The 21,097-nt window shown below is 45.7% G+C and carries 20 protein-coding genes; 18 read left to right on the top strand and 2 right to left on the bottom strand.

Annotated features, from left to right (window positions below):
- Nucleotides 1–10: 10 nt before the first annotated feature.
- From serC to AC5E51_RS02040, 18 genes are all read left to right on the top strand, one after another.
- On the top strand, nucleotides 11–1,093 hold the full coding sequence (gene serC, locus AC5E51_RS02125; protein WP_301377496.1) for a 3-phosphoserine/phosphohydroxythreonine transaminase: 1,083 nt from the start codon (nucleotides 11–13) through the stop codon (nucleotides 1,091–1,093).
- An 11-nt stretch (nucleotides 1,094–1,104) separates the two neighbouring features.
- On the top strand, nucleotides 1,105–2,199 hold the full coding sequence (gene pheA / locus AC5E51_RS02120; protein WP_068434463.1) for a prephenate dehydratase: 1,095 nt from the start codon (nucleotides 1,105–1,107) through the stop codon (nucleotides 2,197–2,199).
- A gap of 8 nt (nucleotides 2,200–2,207) precedes the next feature.
- A complete protein-coding gene (gene hisC, locus AC5E51_RS02115; RefSeq protein ID WP_068434467.1) occupies nucleotides 2,208–3,320 on the top strand; it encodes a histidinol-phosphate transaminase in 1,113 nt (370 codons plus the stop codon).
- Nucleotides 3,317–5,557, top strand: coding sequence for a bifunctional prephenate dehydrogenase/3-phosphoshikimate 1-carboxyvinyltransferase (locus AC5E51_RS02110; RefSeq protein WP_491778026.1), 2,241 nt, complete (start codon nucleotides 3,317–3,319; stop codon nucleotides 5,555–5,557). Before hisC ends, AC5E51_RS02110 begins: the two co-directional genes overlap by 4 nt.
- Nucleotides 5,547–6,236: a (d)CMP kinase gene (gene cmk / locus AC5E51_RS02105; protein ID WP_068434474.1), complete on the top strand. Its 690-nt coding sequence runs from the start codon at nucleotides 5,547–5,549 to the stop codon at nucleotides 6,234–6,236. Before AC5E51_RS02110 ends, cmk begins: the two co-directional genes overlap by 11 nt.
- A 150-nt stretch (nucleotides 6,237–6,386) precedes the next feature.
- Nucleotides 6,387–8,069 (top strand): 30S ribosomal protein S1, encoded by a 1,683-nt coding sequence (gene rpsA / locus AC5E51_RS02100; RefSeq protein ID WP_068434477.1) that lies wholly within the window; start codon nucleotides 6,387–6,389, stop codon nucleotides 8,067–8,069.
- 170 nt (nucleotides 8,070–8,239) lie between these two features.
- Nucleotides 8,240–8,530 (top strand): integration host factor subunit beta, encoded by a 291-nt coding sequence (gene ihfB / locus AC5E51_RS02095; protein WP_068434480.1) that lies wholly within the window; start codon nucleotides 8,240–8,242, stop codon nucleotides 8,528–8,530.
- 72 nt (nucleotides 8,531–8,602) lie between these two features.
- Entirely contained in the window at nucleotides 8,603–9,796 is a 1,194-nt protein-coding gene (locus AC5E51_RS02090) for a hypothetical protein (protein WP_068434483.1), read from the top strand.
- A complete protein-coding gene (pyrF, locus tag AC5E51_RS02085; RefSeq protein ID WP_301377493.1) occupies nucleotides 9,793–10,488 on the top strand; it encodes an orotidine-5'-phosphate decarboxylase in 696 nt (231 codons plus the stop codon). Before AC5E51_RS02090 ends, pyrF begins: the two co-directional genes overlap by 4 nt.
- Before the next feature lie 24 nt (nucleotides 10,489–10,512).
- Entirely contained in the window at nucleotides 10,513–11,640 is a 1,128-nt protein-coding gene (gmd, locus tag AC5E51_RS02080; protein WP_301377491.1) for a GDP-mannose 4,6-dehydratase, read from the top strand.
- A 27-nt stretch (nucleotides 11,641–11,667) separates the two neighbouring features.
- A complete protein-coding gene (gene fcl, locus AC5E51_RS02075; RefSeq protein ID WP_301377490.1) occupies nucleotides 11,668–12,627 on the top strand; it encodes a GDP-L-fucose synthase in 960 nt (319 codons plus the stop codon).
- 200 nt (nucleotides 12,628–12,827) lie between these two features.
- Complete coding sequence (locus AC5E51_RS02070; RefSeq protein WP_301377488.1) at nucleotides 12,828–13,445, top strand: CatB-related O-acetyltransferase; 618 nt, start codon at nucleotides 12,828–12,830, stop codon at nucleotides 13,443–13,445.
- Entirely contained in the window at nucleotides 13,438–14,454 is a 1,017-nt protein-coding gene (locus AC5E51_RS02065) for a glycosyltransferase family 10 domain-containing protein (RefSeq protein ID WP_301377486.1), read from the top strand. Before AC5E51_RS02070 ends, AC5E51_RS02065 begins: the two co-directional genes overlap by 8 nt.
- The gene (locus AC5E51_RS02060; RefSeq protein ID WP_301377484.1) at nucleotides 14,451–15,314 is read left to right on the top strand and encodes an alpha-1,2-fucosyltransferase; all 864 of its coding nucleotides are present in this window, start codon (nucleotides 14,451–14,453) and stop codon (nucleotides 15,312–15,314) included. The genes AC5E51_RS02065 and AC5E51_RS02060 overlap by 4 nt, the downstream gene beginning before the upstream one ends.
- Nucleotides 15,314–16,741, top strand: coding sequence for an oligosaccharide flippase family protein (locus AC5E51_RS02055; RefSeq protein ID WP_301387404.1), 1,428 nt, complete (start codon nucleotides 15,314–15,316; stop codon nucleotides 16,739–16,741). Before AC5E51_RS02060 ends, AC5E51_RS02055 begins: the two co-directional genes overlap by 1 nt.
- A gap of 8 nt (nucleotides 16,742–16,749) precedes the next feature.
- A complete protein-coding gene (locus tag AC5E51_RS02050) occupies nucleotides 16,750–17,796 on the top strand; it encodes an EpsG family protein (protein ID WP_414716419.1) in 1,047 nt (348 codons plus the stop codon).
- A gap of 8 nt (nucleotides 17,797–17,804) precedes the next feature.
- Complete coding sequence (locus AC5E51_RS02045) at nucleotides 17,805–18,653, top strand: glycosyltransferase (protein ID WP_301377481.1); 849 nt, start codon at nucleotides 17,805–17,807, stop codon at nucleotides 18,651–18,653.
- 14 nt (nucleotides 18,654–18,667) lie between these two features.
- Entirely contained in the window at nucleotides 18,668–19,450 is a 783-nt protein-coding gene (locus AC5E51_RS02040) for a glycosyltransferase (protein ID WP_301377479.1), read from the top strand.
- Here AC5E51_RS02040 and AC5E51_RS02035 read toward each other — a convergent pair.
- Complete coding sequence (locus tag AC5E51_RS02035) at nucleotides 19,445–20,197, bottom strand: glycosyltransferase family 2 protein (protein ID WP_301377477.1); 753 nt, start codon at nucleotides 20,195–20,197, stop codon at nucleotides 19,445–19,447. The two genes, AC5E51_RS02040 and AC5E51_RS02035, sit on opposite strands and share 6 nt — an antisense overlap.
- Complete coding sequence (locus AC5E51_RS02030; RefSeq protein ID WP_301387406.1) at nucleotides 20,198–21,076, bottom strand: sugar transferase; 879 nt, start codon at nucleotides 21,074–21,076, stop codon at nucleotides 20,198–20,200.
- Nucleotides 21,077–21,097: the final 21 nt, after the last annotated feature.

Below are 21,097 nucleotides of genomic sequence, written 5' to 3'. Positions count from 1 at the left end.
TAGAAAAATTATGAATCGTATTTTTAATTTCTGTGCAGGACCGGCTGCGCTGCCTACAGCAGTGCTGGAGCGTGCTGGTGCTGAGCTGGTGGACTGGCACGGCAAAGGCATGTCCATCATGGAAATGAGCCACCGCAGCAAAGAGTTTGTTGGTGTGGCCGAGAAGGCTGAGCAGGATCTCCGGGATTTAATGTTTATTCCGGATAACTACAAAGTTCTTTTTATGCAGGGTGGTGCTAGCAGCCAGTTCGCCATGGTGCCTATGAACCTGTTGCGCGCTAAGAGCACCGCTGACTACATTAATACCGGGCAGTGGTCGACTAAGGCGATCAAAGAAGCGAAAAACTTCTGTACGGTAAATATAGTGGCCTCGACGGAAGGAAATAATTTTACTTCTGCGCCTTCTCAGGCGGAGCTGAAACTCAACCCTGATGCGGCTTATGTTCATTACACTCCGAACGAAACCATTGGTGGCGTCGAGTTTGACTACATTCCTGACACTGGCGATGTGCCTTTGGTGGCGGATTATTCCTCGTCCATTCTTTCTGAAAAAATCGATGTGTCGAAGTTCGGATTAATTTACGCCGGAGCTCAGAAAAACATTGGCCCTGCTGGTTTGTGCGTCGTAATTGTTCGTGAAGACTTATTGGGTGATGTTATTGCTGGCACGCCAACGATGTTCGACTATAAGGTGGCTGCTGATAACGCATCTATGTACAACACTCCTCCAACCTACAGTTGGTACCTGGCCGGTCTTGTATTCGCCTGGCTGAAGGAACAGGGTGGTGTTGAGGCCATGGCGGAGATAAACCGTCGTAAAGCCGAGAAACTGTACCGCTTTATCGATACCAATGATTTTTACGCCAACCCGGTGGCGTTGAACAATCGCTCCCGTATGAACGTTCCATTTACCCTTGCTGATGATGCGTTAGATAAGGTGTTTCTTGAAGAGAGCGAACAGGCAGGTCTTATGAATCTGGCTGGACATCGCAGTGTTGGCGGAATGCGTGCCAGCATATACAACGCAGTGCCAGAAGAAGGCGTAGATGCATTGATCGCGTTTATGGCTGACTTCGCTAAACGTCACGGGTAACAGGTTGAATCATGAGTGAAGCACAGGAACTGGATAAGCTGCGTCAGCAGATAGATTCGCTGGATAAGCAGATTCAGGAACTGATTAACCAGCGCGCACAATGTGCCCAGGATGTCGCTGAAGTTAAGCAAAAATACGCATCTCCGGGGGAGAAGGTTGTATTTTACCGCCCAGAGAGAGAAGCTCAGGTTCTGCGAAAAGTAATGGACCGTAACCGAGGTCCTCTCGGGGATGAGTCAATGGCCCGGCTTTTCCGTGAGATCATGTCTCAGTGTCTGGCCTTAGAAGAACCGCTGCAGGTAGCCTACCTTGGCCCTGAAGGAACCTTCACGCAACAGGCGGCGGTAAAACACTTTGGGCATGCAGTGAACTGTGAAGGGCAAGTGTCTATTGCAGATGTCTTTCGTGAAGTGGCCAGTGGTGCCGCTAATTATGGTGTCGTTCCAGTAGAGAATTCCACTGAAGGTGTCGTCACCCACACGCTCGACAGCTTCTACGATTCCAATCTCCATATTTGCGGAGAAGTTACTTTACGTATTCATCACCATTTATTGGTGAAGAGCGAAGATCAGCAGATCACACGCGTTTATTCTCATGCTCAGTCTCTGGGTCAGTGCCGGCGTTGGCTTGATCAGAATTTTCCTGCAAGCGTAGAGCGCATCGCGGTGAATTCGAATGCTGAAGCGGCGAGACGTGCGGCTGCAGAAGAAGGCGCAGCCGCGATTGCAGGTGAAGCGGCGGCGGAGTTGTATGAGCTCGTAACGCTCCATGCGAATATCGAAGACCGTCCGGATAATACGACCCGTTTTCTTATTATCGGTCGACAGGAAACGGGCCCTAGTGGCGATGATAAAACATCGATCATGGTTTCCAGCAGAAATCAGCCGGGCGCTTTATATCAGGTGCTTGCTCCGTTTCACGAGGCTGACGTTAGCTTAACGCGCATAGAAACTCGTCCAGACCCTTCAGGTACCTGGAATTATCTCTTCTTTATTGATTTTGAAGGCCATTGCGACGACGAGGTGATATCCCCCTTGTTGCAACGGCTGCGTGATGTAGCGACAGATTATAAATGGCTCGGCTCATACCCTAAGGCCGTGCTTTGAGGTGAATAATGGCAATTAATTTCTCTGAACTCGCAGTTGAAGGGGTTCGCTCCCTTAAGCCCTACCAGCCAGGTAAGCCTATTGATGAGCTTGCCCGGGAACTCGGTCTGAACGAGTCAGATATTGTTAAACTCGCGAGTAATGAAAATCCGATGGGCCCGAGCCCTGCGGCTCTGGAAGCAATTCGTCGCGAAACAGCTGAATTGCATCGTTACCCTGATGGCGCAGGTTTTGTCCTGAAGAAAACCCTGAGCGACAAACTGAATGTTCGCTCCGAGCAAATTACTCTGGGTAATGGCTCAAGTGATATTCTCGATTTTATTGTCCGGGTGTTTGTGAATGACGGTGACAACGTTGTCGTATCGCAGCATGCGTTCGCTATATACGGCCTGGTTGCGCGGACGGTAGGTGCCGATTGTATCGCCGTACCTGCAAAAGACTTTGGTCATGATCTTGAAGCAATGCTGGATGCAATTAATGAGCGCACCCGTATTGTGTTTGTGACGAACCCTAATAACCCGACAGGCACCTGGAATCATCGCGACGAGTTGATTGGGTTTCTGAATAAGGTGCCAGAGAACGTCATCGTTTTGCTGGACGAGGCGTATTTTGAGTACGTCCATGAAGCCGATTACCCTAATGGTATTGAGCTTCTGGATCAGTATCCGAATCTTGTGGTAACCCGCACTTTCTCAAAAGCATACGGTCTGGCGTCCCTTCGAGTAGGTTATGGGGTTTCCAGCCCTGAACTGGCAGACTTAATGAATAGGGTGCGCCCTCCGTTCAACGTTGATTCTTTTGCTCTCGCTGCAGCCAACGCGGCGATGCTGGATGAGGAATACGTGCGGGAAAGTATTGCGCTTAACGATCGCGGCATGAGTTATCTGATATCCTCTTTTGATGACCTGGGCCTTTCTTATATTCCATCTGTCGGTAACTTTATTAGTTTTCGCGTGCCGGATGGTGTGGATGCGATGGAAGTATATTCCGGCTTACTCAAGCAGGGAGTTATCGTTCGTCCTGTTGCGAACTACGAGATGCCAGAGTACCTCCGGGTATCAATCGGTACCGAATCGGAAAATGAGACATTCATACGTGCGTTACAGAAGGTGCTGGCTTGAGCGGCAAACTTCTGATTTCTCGTGTTGCCGTCATTGGATTAGGGCTGATTGGCTGCTCCTGGATTAAGGGGCTTCGGGTTCGTGGTTGCCTGGAAGAGGTTCGTGGGTATGACCGCAATCTCGATTCTATGCAGCTGGCATTGTCCGAGGGCCTGATTGACGCTTACAGTGAAAATATCGCTGATGTTGTCAGAGATGCTGACCTTATCATCATCTCTGTGCCTATCATGGCAGTTAAGAGTGTGCTTGAAGCGGTGCGGGATCATATTTCCGAGACTGCAGTATTAACGGACGTTGGCTCTGTAAAGGGGGCCGTTGCTTCAGATGTTGCAGCGATACTTGGCGCGAATTTCTCCCGCTTTGTATTAGGACATCCGATCGCAGGCTCAGAGAAGAGCGGTGTAATGGCTGCAAATGAGCATCTTTATGTTCATCATAAGGTCATTATTACCCCGCAGGATCATACAGATAAAGACGCACTGGCGTTGGTTCGCAGCGCCTGGCAGGCCGTCGGTGCCGACCTTGAGCATATGTCGGTAGATCATCACGATGAAGTACTGGCTGCGACTAGTCATCTGCCGCATCTTCTGGCTTATTCACTGGTTGATACTCTGGCGAACAGCCACGAGAATAAAGAGATTTTTAATTACGCTGCGGGCGGCTTTCGCGATTTTACCCGAATTGCTGCCAGTAGCCCGGTCATGTGGCGCGATATTTTTGCTGCCAACAAAGACCACTTGCTGAAGACGCTGGACCTCTTCAGTCACGACCTTTCTTCTTTACGAGCTGCGGTTGAGCAGGGCGATGCCACCACCTTGATGGCTGTGCTGACCCGGGCGAAAGCAGCTCGAGACCATTTTTCTAAAATACTTGCCCGTCGGGCCTATGTTGAACCTATGAAAACAGCTTCTATTTCTTACATCGCTAACCCAGGCAAAGCTCTGTCGGGTAGCTTCCGGGTGCCGGGAGACAAGTCCATTTCACACCGTTCAATCATGCTGGGTTCACTGGCGAATGGTACGACTGAAGTGACGGGCTTCCTTGAAGGTGAAGACAGCCTGGCAACGCTGCAGGCGTTCCGCGATATGGGCGTAGTGATCGAAGGACCACATCGCGGTCGAGTGACAATTCACGGTGTCGGGCTACACGGTCTCCAATCTCCGCCTAACGCGCTCTATCTGGGCAACTCAGGGACGTCAATGCGCCTGCTCGCAGGTCTCATGGCCGGGCAATCTTTCGATGTTGAGATGAGCGGTGATGAGTCTCTTTCTAAACGCCCTATGGGGCGGGTTGCTGATCCTTTGGCCCTGATGGGGGCTATTGTTGATACTGCTGAAGGTGGTCGACCGCCCTTGAAAGTTAAAGGTGGCAGCGACCTGAAGGGCATTCACTATGATTTGCCGATGGCCAGTGCTCAGGTAAAAAGTTGTGTATTGCTTGCGGGACTGTACGCCGAGGGTGAAACCTCAGTTACTGAGCCTGCACCGACTCGTGACCATACCGAGCGTATGTTGCGTGGCTTTGGTTATGACGTTATTACTGAAGGTAACAAAGTGACGCTGCGTTCAGGCGGCGAGCTCACGGCAACCGAAATTGACGTGCCTTCTGATATCTCCTCGGCGGCCTTCTTTATGGTAGGTGCCAGTATCATGCCGGGTTCTGATATTACGCTGGAGCACGTGGGTATTAATCCAACGCGCGTCGGTGTGATCAATATCCTGCGCGCCATGGGCGGTAATATTGATGTTCTGAATGAACGTGAAGTCGGCGGCGAGCCCGTTGCTGATATCCGTATCCGTTCAGCTCAACTGAAAGGCATTCATATCCCTGAAGATCAGGTCCCTCTGGCGATTGATGAATTCCCAGCGATCTTTATTGCCGCAGCGTGTGCTGAGGGCGAGACGGTTCTGACAGGAGCTGAGGAATTACGCGTTAAAGAGAGCGATCGTATCCAGGCGATGGTTGATGGTCTGGTAACACTGGGCGTAAATGCAGTCGGTACAGAGGATGGGGCTGTGATTCAGGGCTTTGGCCCTGAAGGTAGTTTCGGTGGTGGCGAGATTGATAGTCAGCATGACCATCGAATTGCTATGAGCTTCGCCATGGCGTCCCTACGCGGATCGGCACCTATTGTTATTCGCGACTGTGCTAATGTTGCTACGTCATTCCCGGGTTTTGTCGAATTATCTGCCAGCGCTGGTCTTGAATTAGTTGTTGAAGGTGGTGATGGTGAGTAACGAAGTACAACCAATCGTGATCACGGTTGACGGTCCATCAGGCGCTGGGAAAGGCACGGTCTGTGCCATTCTTGCTGAAGCCCTGGGTTGGCACCTCCTTGATAGTGGTGCTCTGTACCGTATTACCGGGCTGGCTTCAGATCGCAGAGGCATCGCTCTGGATAGCGAAGAGCTGGTTGCTGATGTAGCCGCCAATCTTGATGTGCGATTCATCCCAACTGGGTCCGGTGTGCAGGTCATTCTCGAAGGAGATGATGTCACCACGACGATCCGGACTGAGGAGGTGGGTAGTCTTGCTTCGCAAGTTGCTGCGTTGCCAAAAGTCCGTGAAGCACTCCTGCAGCGTCAGCGTGACTTTCGCCAGGCGCCGGGGCTGATCGCGGACGGTCGTGACATGGGTACTGTCGTCTTTACTGATGCCCAGATTAAAGTCTTCCTTACGGCGTCTGCCGAAGAACGTGGTCAGCGTCGCTACAAACAGTTGACTGAGAAGGGCATTGATGCTAGTTTGCCCGCCCTTATCGAAGACATCCGGGTCCGTGATGAGCGCGACAGCAACAGAGCCGTCGCCCCGTTACGCCCAGCGAGTGACGCGACAGTGATCGACAGTACCTCTCTTTCTATTGAAGAAGTACGTGAAGAAATCCTGTCGTTGGTCCGCAAGGCAGGACTGATCTGAGATTAAAACCTCTGTATCTGCCAGCTTCCCGAAGGAAGTCGGTACGGAGCGTTTTATTATTAACTAACCCCAGATGCTGGCAGTCTGGTCAGCGCTTACTGTTTATCCGATGGCGGATAGCAGCGCGTTTTATGAGACAGGTGTATATACATGAGCGAAAGCTTTGCTGATCTATTTGAAGAATCCCTTAAAGAACTGGACATGCAGCCAGGTTCAATCGTTGCTGGTACCGTTGTTGATATCGACAGCGACTGGGTAACGGTTAACTCAGGCCTGAAGTCGGAAGCTGTTATTCCGCGCAGCCAGTTCCTGAACGAAAAAGGCGAACTGGAAGTTGCTGTTGGCGACGAAACCTTCGTCTCACTGGAAGCTGTAGAAGATGGCTTCGGTGAAACCAAACTGTCTCGTGAAAAAGCTAAGCGCGCTGAGAGCTGGAAAGAGCTGGAAAAAGCCTTCGAAGCTGATGAAATGGTTACTGGTGTTATCAACGGTAAGGTCAAAGGTGGCTTCACTGTTGAACTGAAGAACATTCGTGCGTTCCTGCCAGGTTCTCTGGTTGACGTTCGTCCAGTACGCGATACTGCGCACCTGGAAGGCAAAGAACTCGAATTCAAAGTGATCAAGCTCGACGCCAAGCGTAACAACGTTGTTGTTTCACGTCGCGCCGTTCTGGAAGCTGCTAACAGCCAGGAACGTGAAGAGCTGCTGGCTAACCTGCAGGAAGGTCAGTCTGTTAAAGGTATCGTTAAGAATCTGACCGACTACGGCGCGTTCGTAGATCTGGGCGGTGTTGATGGCCTGCTGCACATCACTGATATGGCGTGGAAGCGCATCAAGCACCCAAGCGAAATCGTTGCTGTTGGTGACGAGATCGACGTTAAAGTACTGAAATTCGACCGTGAGCGTAACCGCGTATCTCTGGGTCTGAAGCAGCTGGGTGATGATCCATGGGTTAACATCAACGACCGTTACCCAGAAAACGCCCGTGTTAAAGCACGCGTTACTAACCTGACTGACTACGGCTGCTTCGCTGAGCTGGAAGAAGGTGTTGAAGGTCTGGTTCACGTTTCTGAAATGGACTGGACTAACAAGAATATTCACCCAAGCAAAGTCGTTCAGGTTGGCGACGAAGTTGAAGTGATGATTCTGGACATCGATGAAGAGCGTCGTCGTATTTCTCTGGGTATCAAGCAGTGCACCATGAACCCATGGGAAGAGTTTGGTACTAAGTTCAACAAAGGCGATAAGATTTCTGGCAAGATCAAATCAATCACTGACTTCGGTATCTTCATTGGCCTGGACGGTGGTATTGATGGTCTGGTTCACCTGTCTGATATCTCTTGGAACGATACTGGCGAAGATGCAGTTCGTAACTACAAGAAAGGCGATGAGCTGGAAACCGTTATCCTGTCTATCGATCCAGAGCGTGAGCGTATCTCTCTGGGTGTGAAGCAGCTTGAAAGCGATCCATTCTCTGAGTTCGTAGCTGAAAACGACAAGGGCACCATCGTTACTGGTAAAGTGATCGCGGTTGACGCTAAAGCTGCAACTGTTGAAATTGCTGAAGGTGTCGAAGCAACTCTGCGTGCTTCAGAAATCAGCCAGGACAAAGTTGAAGACGCGCGTAATGCACTGAACGAAGGCGACAGCGTTGAAGCTGCAATCACCTCCGTTGATCGCAAGAACCGCACTATCAGCCTGTCTGTTAAAGCGAAAGATTCAGTAGCTGATAAAGAAGCTCTGAAAGAGCAGCGTGCTAAAGCAGAAGCTGAAATGACTGGTCCTACCACCATTGGTGACCTGCTGAAAGAGCAGCTTCGCGGTAAGGAGTAATCCTTCAGCCCGTGCTAAAGAAACCCGCTCCGGCGGGTTTTTTTGTGCCTGAATACCTTGGATTGCTCACAATTGACCGTTTCTTGAGCTTGCGACTTGCAAATTTCATAAGCTAACTGCATGATTTAACTGGAATTATCTAAAAGCTTCGTTCTCAAGGAGGGAATGCAGTGACGAAATCCGAGTTAATAGAGAGAATCGTTAGTCGTCAGCCGCAGTTGTCGGCGAAAGATGTTGAGCTGGCGGTCAAGACGTTGTTGGATCATATGTCCCAGACCTTGTCTTCCGGAGACCGTATTGAAATACGGGGCTTTGGCAGTTTCTCGCTTCACTATCGAGCACCACGGGTTGGTCGCAATCCTAAGACTGGTGAGACTGTCGAGCTGCAAGGGAAGTTTGTTCCGCATTTCAAACCTGGAAAGGAGCTTAGGGATCAGGTGAATGATAGTATGGCTGTGTGACTTCTCCGCCTGCTGGACTTAACCAGCTATCGCTGGTCCAAACTCTGAATCTATACGAAGTACACACCAATCATGCTGTCTGCTGAACTGTTCGACACGGCACTCCTTTATATTCTTCTACTCGCAGCAGTGGCGCTGGGTTGGACGCTTGGTTATCGCTATGCGCAACAAGGTAAGAAAGTAAATTATCCGGATTGGATTCCTTCCGTCGATTACTTACTTGCCGAAAGCAACGATGCCGCTCTCGAAAAGCTTATAAAAATAGACCAGATGGACGACGAGTCTATTGATTTGCTTCTGAAGCTTGGTAAGAGCCTTCGTGATAAAGGCGAGCTCGACCGGGCCATGCACCTCCACCAGAAACTTTTTGCCCGCGCGGATCTGGAGCGCAGCGCCCTCTATGCGATTCAGTTTGAATTGGCCTGTGATTACTCGGCAGCAGGGTTGCTTGATCGTGCAGAGCGCATATTGCGTGAGCTACTTGCTGCAAAAGGGCGCAATTCAGATCGAGCTGCGACTCTGTTGATAGAACTCCTTGAAGAAGAGGGCGAGTGGAGCAATATTCTCGAACTCTACAAGGATAAAAAACTCCCTGCTACTGCTCGTCTGAATCGTCGAGTGTCTCACGCTGTTTGTGAGCTGGCAGAGAGAGCACTCAAAAAGTCCGATTTCCTTGAAGTTCAGCAGCTCTGTAAGCAAGCACTTAAAATCGACTCTGCCTGTGCTCGTGCTTACGTCGTTCAGGGTGATCTTGCGTTTGGCCAGAACGAGTATCGGGAGGCTGTGCGCTGCTATCTGAAGGCGGCAGAAATCGACGAAAGCAGCGTTGTCAGTGTTGTTGAGAGAATGACAGAAGCTTTCAGTATCAGTGGTGATAAAGAAGGTCTGAAAACGCATCTTCATGATCAGTGGGCCAGGACCGGGTACGTGCCCGCCCTCATGGCGTCCATGGGGGTTGTTGTTACACAGGGAACCCCGGAAGAAGCGGTAAGTAAAATTCTTGATGAGCTTAGGTTGCGCCCCTCAAACCAAGGGTTTCTGGCACTTGCAGAGCTCGTTGTTACGCAACGTCAGCAGCTCGACAAGTCGCAGTTGTTACAGCTCTATGATATTCTCCGCGGTATCGTTGCAGTCGAACCAAAATTCGTCTGTTCTAATTGCGGATTTAAGGCGAAGGAGCCGCATTGGCGCTGCCCAAGTTGTAAGGACTGGGCAAGCATTAAGCCATTCGTACCGTCGCCTGCTCAGAAAAAGCCAGATATATGACTACAACCTCACCTATTGTTGTCGCGCTCGACTTCCCCGATATGAAACAGGCATTGTCGATGGCAGATCAGCTCGATCCGTCTCTGTGCCGCGTCAAAGTAGGTAAGGAGCTTTATACCGCCACCGGTCCTGCCATCCTGGAAGAGCTTCATAAGCGAAATTACGAAGTATTTCTCGACCTTAAGTTTCACGACATCCCGAATACTTGCGCCAAAGCCGTTGGGGTTGCTGCCGACCTGGGTGTCTGGATGGTCAATGTTCATGCCTCTGGTGGCCAACGAATGATGGAAGCCGCCCGCAACGAACTAGAAAAGAAATCGCACAAGCCACTACTGATCGGTGTGACCGTCCTTACCTCAATGGAACAAAGTGATCTTGCAGGAATAGGTTTGGATGTTGAACCGATGAAGCAAGTTGAGCGATTAGCGAAGCTTACTCAATCATCTGGGCTGGATGGTGTGGTCTGTTCGGCTCGTGAGGTTGCTCTCATCCGGGATGTATGCGGTCCAGAATTCCTTACTGTTACGCCGGGAATACGACCAGAAGGTTCTGATGTAGGCGATCAGAAACGCGTTATGACGCCGAAGCAGGCGGTTGACGCTGGCGTGGATTATATGGTGATTGGCAGGCCCATTACTGAAGCTGCACATAGTGGGTGTGCACTTGAAACGATAGCAGGCGAAGTGGCCTAAAAGAATTTAGTTGTGGAAAGAAAAATGACGGATAAAAAAGTTGCACTCATCACCGGCGTTACCGGTCAGGATGGTTCTTACCTAGCAGAGTTCCTGCTTGAAAAAGGCTACGAAGTCCACGGTATCAAGCGTCGTGCCTCACTGTTTAATACTGAGCGTGTGGATCACATCTATCAGGATCCGCACGAAGAAAACGTGAATTTTCACCTGCATTACGGTGATCTGACAGACTCTTCTAACCTGACGCGTATCCTCAAAGAAGTACAGCCGGACGAAGTATACAACCTGGGCGCACAGTCTCACGTTGCTGTTTCCTTCGAGTCACCGGAATACACGGCTGATGTCGATGCAATGGGAACGTTGCGTCTGCTTGAGGCGATTCGTTTCTTAGGGCTTGAGAAGAAAACGCGCTTCTATCAGGCTTCTACCTCTGAGCTGTATGGTCTGGTGCAGGAAATCCCTCAGAAGGAGACCACACCTTTCTATCCCCGCTCTCCATACGCCGTTGCAAAAATGTACGCGTACTGGATTACGGTAAATTATCGTGAGTCATACGGTATGTACGCCTGTAATGGCATTCTGTTTAACCACGAATCTCCACGTCGTGGCGAAACCTTCGTTACCCGTAAGATTACCCGCGCTCTGGCTAACATCTCTCAAGGTCTCGAGAAGTGTCTGTATCTTGGCAACATGGATGCACTCCGTGACTGGGGCCATGCTAAAGACTACGTACGTATGCAATGGATGATGTTGCAGCAGGACACCGCAGAAGATTTTGTAATCGCTACGGGTAAGCAGATCTCGGTTCGTGAATTTGTTCGCCTGTCCGCTAAAGAGCTAGGTATTACACTGCGCTTCGAAGGTGAAGGTGTTGAGGAAGTTGCCATCGTTGAAGCGATTGAAGGCGACAATGCCAAAGCTCTTAACGTTGGTGACACCATCGTGCGCGTTGATCCTAAATACTTCCGCCCTGCAGAAGTAGAAACCCTGCTGGGTGATCCGGCGAACGCCAAGAATAAGCTGGGATGGACGCCTGAAATCACCGTTGAAGAAATGTGCGCCGAGATGGTTCAGTCGGATCTGCAGAAAGCGAAGCAGCATGCACTCCTGAAAGAGCATGGTTTTGATGTCGCTGTTGCGATTGAAAGCTAAGCCTCAGGCAAGGAGAGAGGTAGAGCTATGAAGCGCATATTCGTTGCTGGACACAAGGGAATGGTGGGATCAGCCATCGTTCGTCAGCTGTCAGAGCAAACAGACGTTGAGCTGATTGTGCGAGACCGCACTCAGCTCAACCTTCTGAATCAGGCAGAGGTCCAGGCATTCTTTGAAGAAGAGAATATTGACCAGGTGTATCTGGCTGCGGCTAAGGTAGGTGGCATTATTGCCAACAATACCTATCCAGCGGAGTTCATCTACGAGAACCTCATGATCGAATGCAATATAATTCACTCCGCGCACCTGGCGGGAGTGAATGATCTGTTGTTCCTGGGTTCATCCTGTATCTATCCTAAGCTGGCCGAGCAGCCAATGTCCGAGAGCGCTTTGCTTACTGGGACTCTTGAACCGACCAACGAACCGTACGCAATCGCTAAGATTGCTGGTATTAAACTCTGCGAAAGTTACAACCGTCAGTATGGTCGTAACTACCGTAGCGTGATGCCAACGAACCTGTACGGCGAAAACGATAACTTCCATCCTGATAACTCCCACGTTATTCCTGCGTTAATGCGTCGCTTTCATGAAGCCAAGCTCAATGATGTGCCAGAAGTGGTGGTATGGGGCACGGGCAAACCAATGCGAGAGTTTTTGCACGTGGACGATATGGCCGCGGCCAGTATTTTTGTGGCGAATGTGAGTGATGAAATCTATCAGTCATGCACTGAGCCTATGCTGTCGCATATTAATGTGGGTACGGGTGTGGACTGCACTATCTCAGAGATGGCACACACCATGGCCGAAGTGGTCGGGTATAAAGGCAAAATTACCTTTGATACGACCAAGCCAGATGGTGCACCGCGCAAGCTCATGAATGTGGATACGCTTAAGAAACTAGGTTGGACGTACAACATCGAGCTGAAAGAAGGTCTGGCCAGTACGTATGCGTGGTTTTTAGAACACCAGGACGATTTTCGCGAATAGTTCAACGCAAGCCCTGTCATGTTTTTGAATATTCTATTTTGAACAATTTTTGTCGGGTTGCGGGCATCGGAGCAGCTTGGAATTCTTCGATGTATTGCGTGGCTTTAACCAAACGCTAGTTTCGACTGCTAAAGTCTGATGAAGGGTGGCATAACCATAGCTCAGCGTACCTTTTATCAATGATTGCACAAGGCTAAGATATGGATACTGTAGACAGGATATTTTTAGGCTTACGAAAGATAGTTGCGAATACTGTGAACAGTGTTGTAAATATATTTCGTAAGGACGTGCTAGTAGAATCCTCTGAAGTACATCGTAGCGTTGTTATTGGTAAGGGATCACAAGTTAAGGTTGGTACCGCAATTGACCCGGCGAGTACTATAGGTTCATACGTATACATCGGGAAATATTGTAACGTGACCAGAGCTAACATCGGTTCCTATGTCTCAATTGCTAATGGTGTATCAATTGGTCAGGGTGAGCATGATATTACAAGAATAAGCACAAATTCGTTATTCTATGAGAGTGCTTATGATGAGCTGACAAAGGAAGACCTCATCATCGAGGAGGATGTATGGATTGGGGCTGATTCTATTGTATTGAGAGGTGTTGTTATTGGGCGAGGAGCTGTAATCGGTGCTAATAGTGTTGTTACTAAAAGTGTTCCTCGTTATGCCGTCGTTGTAGGGGCTCCTGCTAGGGTAATTAAATACCGGTTCTCAAATGATCGTATCGCTAGTATTGAAAAATCTGAATGGTGGACCTATAGCCCAACGGACGCTAGATTAATATTTAAAAGAATTACTGAAAATGTATAAAAAGGCTAGTTTGGTAGTTGATTACCATCTGAATAATAAAATATTTGACATTGATGACTGTGCGGTCAATAGGGATAACTATGGCTATTCCATATGGCTCTTAAAAGAGAGATTAAAAGCGAAAGGATATGAGCTTTCAACTTGTGATATTAATCGGCCTTCAGATTCTGAACTTGTTATATATTTTGACTACCCTGTTAACGGCATTGAAAACACCTCTGCCATAAAAATTCTATGTCTCTTTGAAAACGAAATTATAAAACCAGAGAATGCACCGTCATCGGAATTTGATGCTTTTGATTATATACTCTCATGGAATGACAATTATCTATCTATCCCTAATTTTAGAAAGTTTAACTATACTCATAAACTTAATCGCCCATATGACTTCATAAATGCCCCTTCATTCGGGGAAAGAAAACTGTGTGCTTTAATTTCAGCAAATAAAATGGTTAACCATCCTCTGGAGCTATACTCCGAAAGGCAGCGAGCAATATCATGGTTTGAAAATAATGCCCCTGAGGATTTTGATTTGTATGGAATAGGCTGGGATGAGTTTACTAATGATGGTAGTTTCAAAAATAGATTGTTGAATAAACTTACTCCATTTTCGAACTTCGCTAAGAAAACGTATCCATCGTATAGTGGAAGGGTAACATCTAAAAATGATACCCTTAGAAACTATAGATATAGTATTTGCTTTGAAAACGCTTCAGGATTTCCTGGCTATATATCAGAAAAAATATTTGACTCACTAATGGCAGGCTGTATTCCTGTCTATCTTGGAGCCCCAAATATATCAGATTACATCCCCTCAGGGTGCTACATAGATTTTGGAGTATTCAGTTCATATGATGAGTTACATAATTACCTTGTTGGAGTTTCAGAAGATGAATTCAATAGTCGCCAGCGTGAGATTGAAAGGTTCTTGAACTCAAAAGAATCTAATCAGTTCGAAGCTAATCGTTTTCCTGATTTGATACTTCAGTGTTTGGAGGATAGTTTATGATTACGGTAAAACTAAACGGGGGCTTAGGAAACCAATTATTTCAGTACGCGACAGGTAGGGCTCTTTCACTCAAGTGGGGCGTTCCCTTACGTCTGGATACTTCAAATTATCTCTATTATAATGTTCACCCCCTGCGTATTCAGAATATGAATCATAACTGTGAAATTTATTCTCACGCTGGGAGAGTATATAAAGCGATTAACAGCGTTAAGTTCCAACGTTTATTGTCGATGTTTGGGCTGAGGAGCGATTTATATATAGAGGATTCGATAGAATTTGATCCCGCAGTACTTAGCTTAGGGCCGGGAGCGACAATTTATGGGTATTTCCAGTCCGAAAAATACTTCTCTAGTATTAGAGAGAGGTTACTAGAAGAAATTTCAGTTAAAGACGCTAGCTTACTACCCATAAGGCAGCAGATTCACGACATAAAGAGCTGTAATAATAGTATTTCTGTGCACGTCAGAAGAGGCGATTATGTGACAAATGCTTCTGCTAATGATGTTCATGGTCTTTGTAAGTTAAATTATTTTTCAAGTGCAGTTGAGTTCGTATTGAAGTCATCGAAAGAGAAAAGTGCAAAGATATATGTTTTTTCGGATGATATCGAATGGTGCAAGAGTAACTTAAAACTGGATTACGAATGCATATATATAAGTGGTCAAGAGAATGCTCCTGAGTTGGATATGCATTTGATGAGTCTATGTAAACACAATATTATTTCTAATAGTACGTTTAGTTGGTGGGCAGCGTGGTTAAATAGAAACGAAGAAAAGGTTGTTGTTGCGCCAGATAAGTGGTTTCAGAGCAAAACGCTAAGCTCTGAGGATCTAGTTCCTGGTAATTGGGCCAGGCTTTAATGATCAAGTTAGGTGGTATCAAAACAGGAGTATTAGCACTCGTAGTTGGAAAAATTTTACAGGTATCGATTGCACTCATATCCGTCAGGTTGATGACCAGTTATTTGTCTGAAGTTGAGGTAGGTAAGTACTATCTGGTTCTTGCTGTGATGACCTTACTAAATTTTGGTCTATTGAATGCACCAGGACAATATTTTAACAGGAAAGTTATAGATTATAGTTTAAACGGAGTTCTAGTATCCGCTTCTCTAATATTACTGTTTTATAGGTTGTTGTTAATTTTACTTGGCCTGGCTGTAACTGGCGTCGCGTACTACGCTCTTAGCCTTAGCCAAAATTTTGAAATTGAACCATTTTATCTTGTTATAGCCTTAGCTTTACTCGGCGGTACAACATTAGTTATATCGAACTCTATTAATATACTAGGTCATCGTTTAGCATTTGTTATTATAAATACAGCGTATCTTTCACTTGGTTTACTGTTTTCTGTGGTGTTGATATCTTTCTATCAGAAAAGCGCTTTAGCATGGTACGCAGGACTTGCTATTGGACAACTACTTCTTCTTATCCCATCTCTATATATAGTTTTTTCTTTGGATAAATCAAGAGTAGGTCTTCAGATATACAATGGAGATGAATTTAAGCGTATAGTTCTATTCTGCGCGCCTTTGGTGGTTACTCTATTACTGCAGTGGGCTAATAATAGCGGTTATAGATTTGTGATTAATGATATATACAGTGTCGAGGTTTTAGCGAAGGTTTCTGTAGCTATTGCTGTTGCTGCTGCAATCTTCGGAGCGATTGAAAGCCTTGTGAACCAATATTATCTCCCGCTTTTCTATAAAGATATAACTCATGCTAATAAAGAAGAAAGGGTAGCTATATTTGAAGACTATTTCTCGAGAATAATTAAGATATATTTATGTATCCTGATGTTTATATTTGTCTTTTCGAAGAGCATATTAGTGATTCTTGTCGACCCCAAGTTTCACGGTGTTTGGCTTCTCTTATCGATTGCGGTGATTATAGAGTTTTCAAGAGCAGCAACAAATGTACTTTATTGGATATCTCAATCTGAATTAAGGACAGGGGGCACTGCTTGGCCATATGCAGGAGGGTTATCTTTATGGCTGATTATTCTTTACAGCGTCGATTTCACCGGCTATGAGTGGGGTATTCCGCTCACTATAGGTGTGGGTGGGGCAGTTACCTTTAGTCTGATGTTTATCTCTATGCGAAAGTTACTGCCAGTAGGGATGTCAATCTCTAAGCGCTATGTAGCTAGCTTGCTAGTAGTCGCAACGTTCTATTTTGCAATATCATTCTTATTTTCGTCAACATCGTTGTTATTTAGTATAGCTCTCGTTGGTTTGTGTGGGTTGCCCTTACTTTATTTTATTTATTGCATAGATCAGAATAAGATGTGAGGTGAACTTTGTTAGTTTATATTCTATTTCAAGTTTTAATTGCATGGTTACTTCTCACAAAGTTTAAATATAGACTAGAGCTGTCGTTCTTGTTCCTTTTCGTTTTTTCTGCTATTCGCTTTGATGTTGGTTATGACTTTTTGTCTTATTACACAGCGATAGCAGATTACGGTGGCGACACTGAGACTTTCAGACGTTTCGGTTTTTTTCACGGTATCCTCATTAAGCTGTCAAGCTACCTAGAGTTTTTTCAGCTATATTTTATACTAACATCATTTTTCTTTTATTATTTTTTCTATCTTGTCATTAGGGATTTTAGCGACTTCCCGGTTGTTTCTTTGATGGTGTTTATCGCAATTCCTTTTTTCTTCTTAATGTCTTTTAATTTTATAAGACAGTTTTCAGCCCTAATATTAGTTTACTATGGGTTTCGATATATCTTCGAAAGGAGAGTGGTTAGCTATTTTCTGATTGTGCTCCTCGCAAGCTCGATTCATTATACGTCTATAATAGCGCTTCCTTTATACTACCTATATTCCCGACGATTCCACTGGATGGTGTACGTACTGGTCTTGATATCTTCTTTTTTTGCATTTCCTCTGGCTAAATATATGGTTTCTGTTTTAGTTCCTGGTTACTCTCACTATCTTGACAGTCCTAATAAGGGGGGAGCGGTATTTCAATTCTTTATTTTTATTTTGTCATCGTTATTTTTAGCATTGGGACAGTATCGAGGAGATGTATATCGTCGGTTCTATTTTGATGTCTTTATTTTGGGGGTCGTTTTGTATAATACATTTCAACCGATAGGTTTTGCTGGGACTAGGGTCAGTTATTACTATCTTTTTTCCTTGGTATTATTGGTACCGAAACTATTTATTAGTGTAAGGCCGCGGCAATTTCTTGCGATATTTTTCTTATTGATTTCTATATTGTTCTTAATTAGCTTGGTATTGCATTCGAAAGTTGGTACGCGAAGTCCATCTATTCCATACTCTATATTTTTCGGCAAAACTATAGAGGACATTAGGCCTTATGATTGGGTTAAGGAGTAATATAGTAAATGTCTAATAGATACATATCAGTTATCCTTCCAGTATATAATGCTGAAAGTTATATTGAACGCGCAGTTCAGAGTATTTTATCGCAGACTTTCCGTGATTTTGAACTGATTTGTATTGATGATGGCTCGTCTGATTCGTCACTTGATATTCTCAAACAATTTGATGATCCCAGAATAAGGCTTTACACTCGTGAAAATAGGGGCCTTATAGCGACGTTAAATGAAGGACTTTCGCATGCCAGGTACAGATATATCGCCAGAATGGATGCCGACGATATTTCATTACCAGAACGGTTCGAGAAGCAACTTCAATTAATGGATAGGTATCGGCTGGGGGTAGTGGGCTGTAGCTATGAATATATAGACAAAGCTGATCAACCTGTTGGGGTGAGAAAGCTGTCAAGTGTACCTTTCCTAAATTCATGGCTGTTGGAGTTTGGATCTTCTTTCTGTCATCCATCGGTAATATTTGATCGTGATATTTTAGGCCCAAACCTGAGGTATGCCATCGAATGTCGCTCCTATGAAGACTACGAATTATGGCTTCGTCTAAGATCAGCTGGTATTCGAATGGCGAATACACCAGAGATCTTGTTCAAGTACCGTATACTTGATTCTAGTGTTTCTCGTACGATGGCTGATCTGCAATCTTCTGGTAGCGCTACTGTCTTAAGTAAATATTCGAAGTTTCTAACTAGTATTGACGATTGTCACTACATGTTGTTTGGTAGGAAGTCAGGCAGTAGTACAAGGTGGGCTTTATATAAAAATCTACGTTTGTCGTTTCTGGCGTTTAGGCACTGTGGCTTATTCAGAGCCCTATTTGTATTTGTATATCTTCTAAGGTGAAATTGGGAAAAATTATGGCTTGTTTAGATCTGCTCTTTTCAACGTATGAGGATCGGATATATGACTTGATATCTACTCTACCTAAATATAAAGAGGGCCAGAAGATTATAATAGTTCATCAAACTATGAGATCTGAAGGATTCGATAGAGTTAATAAGTTTTTCCAGCAGAGGAGTGACGTCACTTATGTTAAACAATTTTCATATGGGGTTACGAAGAGTCGTAATTTAGCTATAACTCTAGCAACTTCTGATTATATTTTATTTTGCGATGATGACGTTGTCTATACCGATAACCTGTATGATATAGTGGTCGGTGCATTGCAGAATTCAGTGGCATGTACTTTTCGAGTTGCTTCTACGGAAGGTGGCTTTACGAAAGAATTCTCAGAATTCTCAAAGAGGCACACACGTCTTTCTATTTTATCTGTAGGTACGATAGAAATAGCGTGCCAAAGAGAGTTTTTGATCGAGCATTCTATTAAATTTCCTGAAGATCTTGGAGCCGGTGCTCGCTATCCTTGTTGTGATGAGCCGGTATTTCTTTCTAGAATTATTGATAAAGGTGCTAGTGTCACTTATGTGCCGATTACAATATGCGCGCATCCAGCGATTAGCAGCGGAATGTCATTAAATTCCGGTGTCGGAATTATGTCTCGACTGATTGCTTTTAAATATATATTTGGTAGATTTTTTTATATTCCACTATTTATATTATTCTGCCTGAAGAATATTAATAAAATTGGGTTTAAAGCATTGCTTTCACTTATTAAGATTTTGATAGAGAGGAGGTTATAGAAGTTTCTTTTGTAATCCTTTTATTGAGTAAATAATCATTTTAGTAACTGATTCAAGGAACGAAAGTCCTACTACATTCCGATAAAAATGCCACTGTGCTTTCACAACAGATACTTTTCGGCGTGTCATTCCAGTATCTGTTCGGTACTTTGCTAAGTTTTTGGGAAGGCAGAATGCTTTCTCCGTAGTTTTGAGTAGTTCAAGCCAGAGTGCCATATCTTGGCGTTTTCGGATCTTAGGCATGTACCTCTTGCCCAGCTTTAGTTGGTCGTACACTACAGTTAAACAGCCAATACAGTTTGAATATAATAGCTTATTGTAGGTGATATGCGCTGGAGCTTTGACAATTGATCCAGGTACTCCACTCGTCAACTTTTGGTAGTATGTGTAGGTGAAATAGTAGTTATTTCGTTGCATGAATAGTATCTGATCACTTAACTTGTTCGGGTCCCAAAGGTCATCTGAATCAAGAAAAGCTATATAGCGACCGGCAGCATTTCGAATAGAGTTGTTTCTCGCGACCCCAGCTCCACTATTCTCGTTTAGCCTGAATAGTTTAATACGTGAGTCATTAAATGATGCCACTGCTTCGATGGTTCCATCACTTGAGTGATCATCTGTAATTAATAGTTCCCAATTAGGGTAGGTCTGTTCCAATACCGATTGTATCGACTCTTTGACAGTACGCTCCGAGTTGTAGGTCGGCATGATAATAGATACTAGTTCAGAACATAGATCACTGCTCATTTATCTAGCCCCGAACCCTGTCAACATCGTCTTTATCGTCTTAAAGACGATGTCTAGGTCCAGCCAAATGCTCAGATTTTTTACATAGTAAAAATCGTGAGCAAGTTTTTCTCGCGTCTCATCTTCATCAGCAGCGTAGCCGTGAGTTACTTGTGCCCAGCCAGTAATGCCTGGCCTCACGATGTGCCGGAAGCTATACAAGGGAATGACTTTTTCAAACTCTTGAACGAAAGCTGCTTGCTCGGGGCGTGGGCCTATAAGAGCCATATCACCCTTCAGGATATTCAAAAACTGCGGAAGCTCATCAATCCGCATTTTCCGTATAAATTTACCTATACGTGTAATTCGTGGGTCATCTTCGCCCGCGAATTGAGCACCGTTCGCTTCAGAGTCAGTACGCATACTACGGATTTTGTACATGCTGAACTCACGACCACCCTTGCCTACTCGACGCTGTACAAAGAAGGCTGGTCCCTTTGATTCTAACTTTACCGCTATGGCTACTATGATGATGAAAGGCACGGTAACAGGTGAAGTGGCTAGTATGAGAGACGACTCAAGCAAACGCTTCGCAGTCAGGTAAGCTTGCGAGGGTAGGAGCTCATGTCCTGCAAGCTCGCCGTAGTGGTCGAGAGGGCTTTTTCCTGAAATTGATTCATAGGCAGCTACTGAATCCATTACGGGAGTGTCTTTTGAGAGCTCTTCTGCAATGAATTGCTGCCATTCTGCAGGGAGCTGCTCATTGCTATCCACTATGATGCCGATCGTGTCAGGGGCGGTAAACGATGGCTTTTCAAGTGCATAGAACTTGGATGGGTTCAGCCTGATTAATTCCTGGTAGAAACCAAATGGAATAACTGCGTAGCGTCCAGTTTGCAAGTGCTGTCTGAGCTTGAATTC

The sequence above is a fragment of the Thalassolituus sp. genome (genome assembly GCF_984348125.1).
The sequence above is the reverse complement of the archived record's forward strand: the minus strand, read 5'-3'. Positions and strand labels throughout refer to the sequence as shown.